The following is an 11375-nucleotide window of genomic DNA, read 5'->3' as shown; positions in this document are numbered from 1 at the left end:
GGGAACCACGCGTACCCATCCCGAACACGACCGTTAAGCCTTCCAGCGCCGATGGTACTTGGACCGCAGGGTCCTGGGAGAGTAGGACGTCGCCAAGCATAGAGAGAAGCCTGATCCGCGAGCAATCGCCGGTCAGGCTTTTTTTGATATTCAATGGCATAATGCGACAATAATCCCCCTTGAATGGGAGATTATTGTTTTGCAGGAGGTTGTGCGGGTAATAAAAAGAGATTCTTTTTCCGACGCTTATCGGTGATAATACAAATAATAGGGCTCTTCCCAGGGAAGCTTGACGACGCCATCCCTTCTTTCTTTCAGGAGAAAGAAAACGGCGGTCAGATGAGGCGCAAGCAGCCAGAAATGGACAAGCAGCAGGGAAGACAGAGTTTCCGGCTGCAGCCAGGGATAGAACAGCATGATGCAGCACAGCCCTGTCCAGAGCAGATGAAACTGCAGGCGGGTGAAGGCAGCCAGCTCGACAGGGAGCTCGGGAAGATAGCCGACGAGGGGAAATGCAAATCTCCAGGTCCATCTTCGAGACTTGAACTCATGATGGCTGCGCAGTCCGATCAACCGGATCAGAGCGAAATGAAGAAGGGGTATGAACAGCATACCTGCTGCCAAGCCGGCCACGCTGCTGATCGGAGACAGGACAAGCAATGCAACTGCCAGAAGCAGCCCGACAGCCCAATGATAGCGGACCAGTGCAGGTGAAAAATGCAGCTTGCGGACAAGCCGGTACTGATAGATCGTAGCTTCCTTTTGCTCGGACAAAGGCTGAAACATGCTGCTCCTCCTAATTAGGGACTCTTCTTTACTATCGGTCGAGCCGGGAACTTGGTTCAGTTTAATTGGGATAGGCACCGGCAGACGCAGGCTGAATATGGTGTAGGAAGACGTTTATACGAAATTTACATGTATGGATTAATAGATTTCAGGGGATCCTGATAATATCATTGTACTTGAACGAAAGGCGGATGGACTATGCATGAGGACGCTTTGTGTGAATGCATCGTATGCGGCCAATTCAAGCCCCAGGACCAGGGACTTCATATCGTATCGGAATTCATTTGCGGCAGTTGCGAGAATGAAATGGTTCAGACGGATGTAAAGGACGAGAAATACCCCTTTTATGTCCATCAGATGAAGCAAATATGGGTGCATAAGAATGTCTGAGCTTTCTTCCTGCGGGAAGAAAGCTTTTTTTTGCTTCTTTTTTCATTACAATGGAAGAAATGAATGCAAACGAAAGGAAAGCTTTTATGAATCAAACGAATATTCCTCTTCTCGCTATGTTGAACTCCCATACAGCCCGCAATCCGGTCTCCTTCCATGTTCCAGGCCACAAAGGGGGAACCGGCAGCAAGACTGTTCTTGATCATGCTGGGGCTGAGAACTCCGGAAATGCGCAGTGGCTCGACATGGTCATGGCAATCGATGTGACCGAGCTGGCAAGCACGGACGATCTCCATGATCCGAGCGGGGCGATCCTGGAAGCTCAGCTGCTCGCGGCAGAATGCTTCGGGGCAGAGGAAACCTCCTTCCTGGTCGGCGGAAGCACGTCGGGAAATATGGCTCTGATCATCGGAACCTGTCTTCCGGGGGATCTGATCCTCGTCCAGCGCAATGTCCACAAATCGGTTCTGAACGGCATTCAGTTAAGCGGGGCCAAAGCAGTATTCCTGGCTCCAGAAATGAACGAGCACACCGGAATAGGATCGGTTCCCTCCTTGCGGACGATTCAAGAGGGGCTCGCCCTCTATCCGGAGGCCAAAGCCGTGTTCCTGTCGAATCCGAACTATTACGGCTTGTCGGCCGATCTTCGCCCTTATGCGGATTATATTCATGAGGCCGGTGCGGTGCTGCTGGTGGATGAAGCCCACGGAGCTCATTACGGGCTGCACCCCTCCTTCCCCGGATCAGCGCTCCAGGCAGAGGCTGACGGAGTTGTCCAGTCCACGCACAAGACACTCTCTGCCCTTACGATGGGAGCCATGCTTCATATGCAAGGAGAGAGGCTGGATCGTTCAAGCGTCAAGCAGGCGCTGACGATGATTCAAAGCTCTTCGCCGTCGTTCCCGATCTTGGCCTCGCTGGACGCTGCCCGCGCCCAGGTCGGCATCTATGGCGAGAATTGGTTTGAGCCTGGATTACAGACCGCGAAGCGAATCCGGGATTGGGCATCGGATCACAATGCGCTGCATCCCTTCCGGTTGTTGGAACGGGAGCTGCAGCAGGAGGAGCTGCGGCTGGATCCTCTCCGAATCGTCTTAGAGGACGCCAGCGGCTGTCTAAGCGGGTTCAGGCTGCAGAAGGAGCTTGAGAAACGCGGCTGCTGGCCGGAGATGGCGGATGTCCGTTATGTCGTTCTTGTCATTGGAGCCAGGAGTGGAGCAAAAGATGCCGATGCGCTTATTGCCGCTCTTGAGGAGATCGCCTCCGTTAATCGATTGGCCCAGCCAGCCGCCAGCAGACGCATTCTCTCTCCGCAACCGGAATCGGAAAAAAGCCGCGCAGAGGTTGTCTCGCTGCCGGTGCTGCTCAGGCGAAGCAAGAGGAGTCCGGATCAAGAAGAAAAGGTGATGATCAAGGATTCGGCAGGCCGGCTTGCCGCAGAGAGAATCATTCCGTACCCGCCGGGAATTCCGCTTGTTTATGAGGGAGAGCGGATAACTCCTGAAACGGCGGCTCATATGCAGAAGCTGCTGAAGGCAGGAGCCAGATTCCAAGGAATGAGCGATGAGGACCGGGGCTGCATCGCAGTCCGTCTTCCTTCCTCGGAGTGAGCCGCTCTATTTGGTCTCTGGGAATGAGAGGGGTGCTGCTTTGCTTTCCTTCCCGGTCCGGAAATGAGCGGCAGAATTAGGCTCGCCTCACTGTCTTCCCATGCTGGGAAAACTCGGCTCTAGAAGCATTCCGATAGGTAAGCGGCGCCGGTCATGGTATGATAGGTAAAAACCGAGCAGGGAGCATGTTACAAGTGGAGCGAGGAAGGTTTATTACGATAGAAGGCGGGGAAGGCGCGGGCAAGACGACGCTGATCCAATCCCTTGCCGCTGGCTTGGAGCAGCAAGGATATGCAGTCCTGACAACGAGGGAGCCCGGAGGCATTCCTATTGCCGAGAAGATCCGAGAGGTCATCCTGGACCGGACGCACACCGGAATGGACAGCCGGACGGAAGCGCTCCTGTATGCGGCGGCTAGAAGGCAGCATCTGACAGAGAAGGTCATTCCGGCGCTGGAGGCGGGGATGACCGTCATATGCGACCGCTACATCGACAGCAGCCTCGCTTATCAGGGATATGCGCGCGGCCTTGGAATGAGCGCCATTGAAGAAATCAACCGGTTTGCGATCGAAGGCTGGATGCCGGATGTGACGCTGTTTCTGGATTTGCCGGTCGAGATCGGCCTGAGGCGGATCGCCAAGGCGGGAGAAAGGGAAATCAACCGTCTCGATCTGGAACGGGAGTCCTTTCATGCCAAGGTGCGCGCCGGATATCTGAAGCTTCTGGAGATGCACCCGCGGCGGATCGTCCGCATCGATGCGGAGCAATCGCCAGAATCGGTATTAATCGACGCGATGGCCGCTTTATCGATGTGACAAGCAGGAATTCGGCCTGTTTTGTCCAATTTTATATCTAAACAAATAGGAGGAATGAGGATGAAGCTAGTCATTGCCGTTGTACAAGACAAGGACAGCAACCGTCTGTCGAACGCTCTTGTCCGCGAAGGATTCCGTGCCACCAAACTGGCGAGCACCGGAGGATTCCTGAAGGCGGGCAACACCACGTTCATGATCGGGATCGAGGATGAGCGAGTGCATGAAGTGCTGCACTGCATCCGTTCCAACTGCAAGGTCCGCGACCAGCTCGTGACGCCGGTGTCGCCTATGGGCGGGACGACCGATTCGTATATCCCGTTCCCGGTCGAGGTTCAGGTTGGCGGTGCCGCCGTATTCGTCATGCCGGTGGAGCGTTTTGAACATTTCTAATTCAGATCTACCTGACAGGAGCGTGCGCAGATGAAGATCGATCCGGGCTGGCGTCCGCTGGGGCAGGATCGCGCAAGAGACAGCGCGGCGGGCAAGCCGGTGCAGTCCAAATCATTCGCCGATGCGATGCGCTATCAGGACCAAAGCCGAAGCCGAGAAGAGCTGGAGCAGAAGCTGCAGGATATCCAGCAGCAGGGAGAGCGTCTCTCCCGCTCGATGACGATGCGCGAGCTGAAAGCCTACAAAGCGATGGTTAAGCAGTTCCTGGAGATGACCGTTCGACGCGGCGTCGGAATCAAGGATGTGCGCAGCATGGACCGGCGCGGCAGGATCAAGCGGCATAAGCTGCTGGACGAGATTGACGAGAGCCTGCTCGCCATGGCCGATGAGCTGCTGCTGAGCGAGCAAGGGCGCATGGAGCTGCTGCAGCGCGTCGGAGACATCCGCGGCTTGCTGATCAACCTGTTATTTTAGAGCGAGGAAAGGACAGCTATGAGACTTGCGGAAATCCCCGGCCAGGAAAAGGCCAAGCAAATATTGCGGCATGCGCTTCAGAGCGGCAAGGTATCGCATGCCTATCTGTTCCACGGGCCGGGAGGCACGGGCAGGCTGCAGACGGCTCTTGCCTTTGCCCAGGCTCTGTTCTGCACGGCTGGCGGAGACGACGCCTGCGGAGAATGCCTGGAATGCCGCAAGTTCGAGCATGGCAATCAGCCTGATCTTCACCGGATCGCTCCGGATGGCAATTCAATCAAGCTTGGACAAATTGACGACTTGCAGCGGGAGATGTCCTATCGGACAGCGGATCCCTCCCGGCGCAAGGTGTATATCATGGAGAAAGCGGAATCGATGACTCCTCCCGCCTCCAACAGCCTGCTGAAATTCCTTGAAGAGCCTGTCTCTCCGACAGTAGCGATTCTGCTCGCGACGCATGCCGGAGCCGTGCTGCCCACTATTGCTTCCCGTACGCAGCCGGTCCCTTTTTTGCCCTATTCGCCCAAGGAGATGCTGGAGCAGCTCGCGCAGGAAGGATATCCTGCCGCGCATGTCCGCGCAGCCGTCCATTTGGCTTCCGGCCTCGACGGATGCCGCGCTGTAATAGAACAGATTGGGTTTGCAGAAATCCGAAATGTAGTGATACAATTAGGCAAGGAGAGCACTTCCCGATTCACTGCGGGCATGGTGACCGTCCAGCAGAGGCTGATCAAGGCCGATCTGGGTTCGAGCTCGCAGCTGCTACTGTCTTTATTGGTGTTATGGTTCAGAGACATGATTCATTATCAGGCTGGAAGGTCTGAACAGATGGTTTTCATAGATCAGTTGGATTGGATTAGTCAGCATGCGTACACGAAGCCGGCCGCTTACTGGGTTTCGTGCATGGAGCATGCAATGGAGGCAGCGGGGAAGATCAAGGCCAATGTGGCTCCCCAGCTCGCCATAGAGCAATTATTGGTACGTCTACAGGAGGGTTAAATCCTTGTATAATGTCGTCGGTGTCCGCTTCAAAAAAGCGGGCAAGATCTATTACTTTGATCCCGTCGAGCATCCCGTAGGCACGGACCATCACGTTATTGTGGAAACCGCCAGGGGTGTGGAATACGGCAAAGTCGTAGTCGGACAGAAGCAGGTAGACGAATCGGATGTAGTTCTCCCACTCAAAAAAGTCATTCGCATCGCCAGCGATCAGGACGCCAAGGTCGTCGAGGAGAATCGAGGCGCCGCGCAGAACGCGTTCTCGGTCTGCCTGGATAAGATCCGCGCGCATGGGCTCAAGATGAAGCTGGTGGATGTCGAATTCACGTTTGACCGCAATAAAATCATTTTCTATTTCACGGCAGAAGGCCGGATCGACTTCCGTGAGCTCGTCAAGGACTTGGCCAGCGTATTCCGTACCCGGATCGAGCTCAGACAGATCGGCGTGCGCGACGAAGCCAAGATGCTCGGAGGCATCGGTCCTTGCGGACGCGTTCTGTGCTGCTCTTCCTGGCTGGGCGATTTCGATCCCGTATCCATCAAGATGGCCAAGGATCAAAGCTTGTCGCTGAACCCGACGAAAATATCGGGATTATGCGGAAGGCTCATGTGCTGCCTGAAATTTGAGCATGATAACTACGAAAGCGTGCGGGAGGAAATGCCCGCCATCGGCAAGACCGTCGTCACCTCACTCGGAGAAGGACGGGTTACCGGCATCAATGCGGCTTCCAAGAGCGTCTACGTCCAGCTGTTCGAGATCAGCGGAAGACCGAAAGAAATGCCGATCGACGATGTTGTTGTAAAATGAAAATGAACCTGAACGTCATGCATGAAAGCTCTGGGGTGTGAGTTCTTGGAGAATAAAGATCTTTTCCTTCATATGGATGAGCTTGAAACTAGAATGGGCGGCTTTCACAAGGAATTAGGCGAGCTCAAACAAATCGTCAAGCAGCTGGTGGAGGCGAACAAACAGCTCTCGATCGAGAATCGGCAACTGCGCAAGGTGTTGAGGAAGGAAACCAATCCTCACACGGAGAAGGCGATGCAGCCGGTGCATTCCGGTTCATCGGCTCCTGCCCGGCAGCTGGCTTCCGATTCGGGGGCTTTGACCGAGGAACTGCCGCAGGCGGTTGGAGAAGGACACGATAATCTGGCAAGGCTTTATTACGAAGGCTTCCATATTTGCAACGTGTACTATGGTCATCTCCGTACTGAAGGAGACTGCCTGTTCTGCCTGTCGTTCCTGAATAAATAATGCAGACCAAGGGACCCGTGAGCGGGTCCTCTTTGTCGTCGCAGAGGTTTTTGGGTTCCTTCCAAGTGGGAGAGGCCGGAAAGGGGAAAGGAAGCATTTTGGATATCGAATTGCAGCCAAGCGAAAGGCTGGACGATCTGCTTACACATGAGCTTCGCATCATCCAGAGCCGGGAAGTGTTCAGCTTCTCCATGGATGCGGTGCTTCTTGCGCATTTTGCCGGAGTTCCGCCCTCTGGACGAATCGTGGATCTATGCACCGGCAACGGGGTCATCCCGCTGCTGCTGACGACGAGGACCCGCGCTTCAATCGATGCCGTGGAAATTCAGCCTCGCCTCGCCGACATGGCTCGCCGCAGCGTGGAAATCAACGGAATGGGAACGCGGATTCGGATCGTAGAGGGAGATCTGCGCGAGAAATCAAGAGAGCTCGGCTGGGGAAGCTATGATGCTGTGACCGTCAATCCGCCTTATATGCCTCCTCTTACGGGAGACCGGAACGGCAATGAGCATTATGCGGTCGCGCGTCATGAAGTGCACGGCACTTTGGAGGAAATTGTCGAGAATTGCGCCAGGCTGGTCCGTACCGGCGGCAAAGTATGTATGGTGCACCGGCCAGGGCGTCTCGTGGAAATCTTGGCATCGATGACCCGCTGGAAGCTGGAGCCGAAGCGGCTTCGATTCGTACATCCCCATGCCGGCTCCGAAGCGAATATGGTGTTGATTGAAGCCGTACGTGATGCCAAGCCTTCGCTGAGGCTGCAGCCGCCGCTGATCGTCTATGCGGACAAGGAGCGATACAGTCAGGAAATCATGGAAATTTACTATGGACATAAAGGAGGCTCTGCGGATGAACAGGCAAAAGAGCTTTGAGGAGCACAGCTGCGGCACGCTTTATCTGGTCGCAACGCCGATCGGCAACCTGGAGGATATCACGATGCGGGCCATCCGCATCCTGAAGGAAGTCTCCATGATTGCTGCGGAGGATACGAGGCAGACCCGCAAGCTGCTCAGCCGCTTCGAGATCGACGGCCGCCTCGTCAGCTATCATGAGCATAACAAAGCAGCCAGCGGCCCTGAGCTTATCCGGCTTCTGGAGGAAGGAAGCAGCATCGCGCTCGTGAGCGACGCCGGGATGCCCGCCATATCCGATCCGGGAGCCGATCTGGTGAAGGATGCCGTGGAACGGGGCATTCCCGTCGTACCCGTGCCGGGAGCCAATGCCGCGCTCGCCGCGCTCATCATCTCGGGATTGCCCACAGAACGCTTCATGTTTGCCGGCTTTCCTCCCCGGGACAAGAAATCGCTGGAGAACTGGCTGCTCGGGCTGAAGCGGCTGGACAGCACGCTGCTGTTCTATGAATCGCCTCACCGGGTAGCGAAAACGCTGCCTGCAATTCGGGCCGTGCTCGGCGATCGAAGGATGGCGATGATTCGCGAGCTGACCAAAAAGCATGAAGAAGCCGTTCGGGGAACCGTCTCGGAATGCGAACAATGGCTGGAGGAGAACGAGCCGCTCGGGGAATACTGTCTTGTTGTCGAGGGAGCGGGAGAAGATGAAGCGGCGGAGCAAGGCCCGTCCTGGTGGGAAGGACTCAGCCTGGAAGAGCATGCATCCAAGTACGAAGAGCAAGGGGAGCCGAGAAAGGAAGCCATTCGGAAAACCGCCGCAGACCGGGGGCTCCAGAAACGGGATGTCTACAACGAGCTCATGCGCAAATAAGCCGGCTTGTCGGCCAGCCTCGTGACAGTGTTTCGCAAAAAGCGAACTTTAAATGGAGCGGGAGGCTGAAGAAGCACAGGAGACCCGCCCGGAATAAAAAAAGGACCTTCCCGGGCTGTCGCCAGCTCAGGAAGGCAAGGTAGGAGTATAAAAAGGTTAGAAATACCTTGGTTAAAGTTGCTAAAGTTAAGTATAACTGATTATGCTTATTTTGTCACAGGGGTAGGCATTTCGGAAAGGCAGGAATTGCAGACGATTTTGCCTTTGAAGTATGCGACGTTCTCCGCGTTGCCGCAGAAGATGCATGCCGGCTCATATTTCTTGAGCATGATGCGTTCTCCGTCTACATAAATTTCCAGAGCGTCTTTCTCGCCGATTCCAAGCGTACGGCGCAGCTCGATTGGAATAACAACGCGGCCAAGCTCGTCAACTTTCCGAACGATACCGGTGGATTTCATCATAATGGGCGACCAGCCTCTCTTGATTTATTTCGTCAACGTTCGACATAAAACTACTTTTTATGATTTTAATAATACCAACCATTCCCAAATCAGTCAACCATCAAAAAGTCTAGTTTTAGCACGTAAATTCAAGGTTTTAGAACAGGAAAGGGATTAAATCTCTAGTTATCTTACTACAAGACTAGAAAAATTGGAAATCTTATTACGACACTATTCGACAAACAACATGTTTATTTTGTCGAAAGTTTGAACGAAAGGTGGATGACGATGACAAAGCTGGAAGAGGAAAAGGTGTTCAAGGATCCGGTCCACAAGTACATTTACGTTCAGGATCAGCTGATTTGGGACCTGATCGATACGCCGGAATTTCAAAGGCTGAGAAGAATCCGCCAGCTTGGCACCACGTTTCTCACCTTCCATGGCGCGGAGCACAGCCGATTCAGCCATTCGCTCGGCGTCTATGAGCTGACGCGCCGCATCATCTCGCAGTTCGAACGCAGCGAATACCCCGACTGGCCCAGGGAAGAGAAGCTTCTTAGCCTCTGCGCGGCTTTGCTTCATGATCTCGGGCATGGGCCGTTCTCCCATTCCATTGAAGAAATCATGGAATTCGACCATGAGGAATGGAGCTGCTCTATTATAGAAGGAGATACGGAAGTGAACCGGCTCCTGCGTTCCGTCGAGCCTGGATTTCCTGGCAAAGTAGCCTCAGTTATCCGGAAAACCTACGAGAAGCCGATCGTCATTAATTTGGTGTCGAGCCAAATGGATGCGGACCGCATGGATTACCTGCTGCGGGATGCCTACTTTACCGGGGTCAATTACGGTACGTTCGATCTGGACCGGATTCTCCGCGTGCTGCGCCCCCACCAAGGCAGGATTGTCGTCAAGGACAGCGGCATGCATGCGGTCGAGGATTATCTGATGAGCCGATATCAGATGTATTGGCAGGTATATTTCCATCCGGTTACACGCAGCTCGGAGATCGTACTGAGGAAAATTCTTCTGAGGGCCCAGGAGCTGTGCCGTTCGGGCTATTCCTTCTCCTGGAATCCCGAGCCGATCAAGCGGCTGTTCAACCAGGAGCTGGATGTGGTTTCTTATTTGAAGCTGGACGAATCGCTTGTCCAAACGGCTTTTGCCGCTTGGACCGAAGAGGAGGATAAGTTGCTGGCATCATTATGCACCCGATTCCTTAATCGCAAATTGTACAAGTATATAACCTTCGACCGCGAACATGAATCAGACGCCCAGTTTTTCTGCGAACGGCTGGCCGCCGCTGGAATGGACCGCGATTACGAGCTGGAGATTGATTTCCCTTATGATCTTCCCTATCATGTGTATCGTTCGGGAATGGACAAGCAGGAGGAAGGAAACCGGGGCAAGCCTCCGATCCTGCTTCTTGACAGCTCCATGCAGCTGACGGAAATATCCGCGCAGTCCGATGTAGTGAGGTCGATAACGGGCATGCACCGCGGCCAATACCGGCTCTTCTACGATGCCGAAGCGGCTTCGCTGCTCAGCTATCGCATGGAACCGGAAATTCGGGAAAGACTTGGCCTGTAGGCCGTATTCGAAAGGAGTCGAAAAATGGCAGGATTGATTGACACGCATACGCATCTGGACTCCCCCAAATTCGACAATGACCGCGAGGAAGTAATCCAGCGCGCCCGCAACGCAGGCGTGGAGCTGATGTTCAATGTCGGATTCAACCGCGAGACGATTCCGACGACGCTGGAACTTGCCGAAAAATATCCGTTCATCTACGCCATTGTCGGGTGGCATCCGACGGACAGCGCCGATGTGAGGGAAGGGGACCTCGAACGGGTGGAGGCGCTGATGGCGCATCCAAAGGTCGTCGCTATCGGGGAAATCGGACTGGACTATTATTGGGATACCGCTCCCAAGGATGTTCAGCAGCAAGTATTCCGGGAGCAGATCCGCATCGCGAAGCGTACGGGCAAGCCGATCGTCATTCATAACCGCGATGCCCATGAGGATGTCGTCCGCATTCTTCGGGAAGAGAAGGCGGCTGAGGTCGGAGGCATCATGCACTGCTTCTCCGGCAGCTGGGAGACCGCCAAGCAGTGTCTGGACATGAACTTCTATATTTCGTTCGGCGGGCCGGTGACATTCAAGAATGCCAGGGTGCCGAAAGAAGTTCTTGCGCAGGTTCCACTGGACCGTCTGCTGATCGAAACGGACTCCCCATATCTGGCTCCTCATCCTCATCGAGGGAAGCGGAATGAGTCCGCATTCGTGGCATTGGTTGCCGAGACAGCGGCGGAAATAAAAGGTAAAAATGTGAATGAGATCGTTTCCATCACATCCGCAAATGCAAGAAAATGTTTCCAGCTTTCTTAAAATCGGGCGAAAAAGCTTGTAAAAAGGTGCTTGGTTGAGAAAAATTATATTTTCGCTCCACCAAACCGCCAAAAACGGCCGGATTTTCCTCTAATTTGGCTGAAAGAGT

The 11375-nt window shown here is 54.3% G+C and carries 14 protein-coding genes and 1 rRNA gene; 13 read left to right on the top strand and 2 right to left on the bottom strand.

Features of this window, described 5'->3' with window-relative positions:
• Nucleotides 1-98: ribosomal RNA gene (rrf, locus tag ACLBWT_RS23015) — 5S ribosomal RNA — on the top strand; the annotation flags it as partial.
• Between the two features lie 148 nt (nt 99-246).
• Here the strand turns inward: rrf and ACLBWT_RS23010 are convergent.
• A complete protein-coding gene (locus tag ACLBWT_RS23010; RefSeq protein ID WP_447665396.1) occupies nt 247-786 on the bottom strand; it encodes a transposase in 540 nt (179 codons plus the stop codon).
• Nucleotides 787-984: 198 nt separating this feature from the next.
• On the opposite strand from ACLBWT_RS23010, the gene ACLBWT_RS23005 reads away from it, so the two are divergent.
• The 10 genes from ACLBWT_RS23005 (at nt 985) to rsmI (ending at nt 8441) form a co-directional block, all read left to right on the top strand.
• Complete coding sequence (locus ACLBWT_RS23005) at nt 985-1176, top strand: sigma factor G inhibitor Gin (protein WP_447665395.1); 192 nt, start codon at nt 985-987, stop codon at nt 1174-1176.
• An 86-nt stretch (nt 1177-1262) separates the two neighbouring features.
• Nucleotides 1263-2786: an aminotransferase class I/II-fold pyridoxal phosphate-dependent enzyme gene (locus ACLBWT_RS23000; RefSeq protein WP_447665394.1), complete on the top strand. Its 1524-nt coding sequence runs from the start codon at nt 1263-1265 to the stop codon at nt 2784-2786.
• Between the two features lie 185 nt (nt 2787-2971).
• A complete protein-coding gene (tmk, locus tag ACLBWT_RS22995) occupies nt 2972-3601 on the top strand; it encodes a dTMP kinase (RefSeq protein ID WP_447665393.1) in 630 nt (209 codons plus the stop codon).
• A 60-nt stretch (nt 3602-3661) separates the two neighbouring features.
• The gene (locus ACLBWT_RS22990; protein WP_048745308.1) at nt 3662-3991 is read left to right on the top strand and encodes a cyclic-di-AMP receptor; all 330 of its coding nucleotides are present in this window, start codon (nt 3662-3664) and stop codon (nt 3989-3991) included.
• Nucleotides 3992-4021: 30 nt separating this feature from the next.
• Complete coding sequence (locus ACLBWT_RS22985) at nt 4022-4465, top strand: YaaR family protein (protein ID WP_447665392.1); 444 nt, start codon at nt 4022-4024, stop codon at nt 4463-4465.
• An 18-nt stretch (nt 4466-4483) separates the two neighbouring features.
• Nucleotides 4484-5464 (top strand): DNA polymerase III subunit delta', encoded by a 981-nt coding sequence (gene holB / locus ACLBWT_RS22980; RefSeq protein WP_021878484.1) that lies wholly within the window; start codon nt 4484-4486, stop codon nt 5462-5464.
• A 4-nt stretch (nt 5465-5468) separates the two neighbouring features.
• On the top strand, nt 5469-6272 hold the full coding sequence (locus ACLBWT_RS22975; RefSeq protein WP_447665391.1) for a PSP1 domain-containing protein: 804 nt from the start codon (nt 5469-5471) through the stop codon (nt 6270-6272).
• Between the two features lie 45 nt (nt 6273-6317).
• Complete coding sequence (locus ACLBWT_RS22970; protein ID WP_447665399.1) at nt 6318-6719, top strand: initiation-control protein YabA; 402 nt, start codon at nt 6318-6320, stop codon at nt 6717-6719.
• Nucleotides 6720-6814: 95 nt separating this feature from the next.
• Complete coding sequence (locus ACLBWT_RS22965) at nt 6815-7591, top strand: tRNA1(Val) (adenine(37)-N6)-methyltransferase (protein WP_447665398.1); 777 nt, start codon at nt 6815-6817, stop codon at nt 7589-7591.
• On the top strand, nt 7569-8441 hold the full coding sequence (rsmI, locus tag ACLBWT_RS22960; RefSeq protein WP_447665390.1) for a 16S rRNA (cytidine(1402)-2'-O)-methyltransferase: 873 nt from the start codon (nt 7569-7571) through the stop codon (nt 8439-8441). Before ACLBWT_RS22965 ends, rsmI begins: the two co-directional genes overlap by 23 nt.
• A gap of 206 nt (nt 8442-8647) precedes the next feature.
• Here rsmI and ACLBWT_RS22955 read toward each other — a convergent pair whose 3' ends face one another.
• Nucleotides 8648-8902, bottom strand: coding sequence for an AbrB/MazE/SpoVT family DNA-binding domain-containing protein (locus tag ACLBWT_RS22955; protein WP_048746960.1), 255 nt, complete (start codon nt 8900-8902; stop codon nt 8648-8650).
• Between the two features lie 261 nt (nt 8903-9163).
• Here ACLBWT_RS22955 and ACLBWT_RS22950 point away from each other — a divergent pair, with 261 nt between their 5' ends.
• Nucleotides 9164-10468, top strand: coding sequence for an HD domain-containing protein (locus ACLBWT_RS22950; RefSeq protein WP_447665389.1), 1305 nt, complete (start codon nt 9164-9166; stop codon nt 10466-10468).
• Between the two features lie 24 nt (nt 10469-10492).
• Nucleotides 10493-11266 (top strand): TatD family hydrolase, encoded by a 774-nt coding sequence (locus ACLBWT_RS22945; protein WP_447665388.1) that lies wholly within the window; start codon nt 10493-10495, stop codon nt 11264-11266.
• The last annotated feature ends 109 nt before the right edge of the window (nt 11267-11375 follow it).

The sequence above is a fragment of the Paenibacillus sp. D51F genome, from assembly GCF_053345695.1.
The sequence above is the reverse complement of the archived record's forward strand: the minus strand, read 5'-3'. Positions and strand labels throughout refer to the sequence as shown.